Genomic DNA, 383 nt, shown 5'->3' with positions numbered 1-383 from the left:
TCTTGTCACCGGTGCGCTCCGCGACGCCGGGCTCGCACCGAAGGCAGGCGCGGGCTCGGAGACTGTCGCCCGGCTGCTCGGGCTCCGCTTCAACCACCCCGCCGCAGAGGACTCGCTCGAGCTCGGGCCGAACGACCCGGCGACGCGGGCTGAGGCGGCGTACTCGCTCGCACGCCTGCTCGGGCTCTCGGGCTTCGAGCAGGAGCAGATCCGAGCCGCCACCGAGCAGCTCGCGCTTCCCGAGGTTGCCGGCGCGCAGCAGCAGCTGCTCCGTCGCGCCGTCTCCTTCGTCGGCTGGCCCTACATCTGGGGCGGCACCTCCGAGGCGTCACAGCAGCTCTGGGACGGGAAGCAGCTGCCTGGCGGCTTCGACTGCTCCGGGT

General features: G+C 72.8%; 1 protein-coding gene. It reads left to right on the top strand.

The features are described 5' to 3' along the window. Positions 1 to 383: C40 family peptidase (locus I6F37_RS44795; protein ID WP_225155100.1), on the top strand; the 383-nt coding region annotated here is incomplete at both ends.

This window comes from Bradyrhizobium sp. NBAIM08 (genome assembly GCF_020193935.1).
GTDB lineage: Bacteria > Pseudomonadota > Alphaproteobacteria > Rhizobiales > Xanthobacteraceae > Bradyrhizobium > Bradyrhizobium yuanmingense.
The sequence above is the reverse complement of the archived record's forward strand: the minus strand, read 5'-3'. Positions and strand labels throughout refer to the sequence as shown.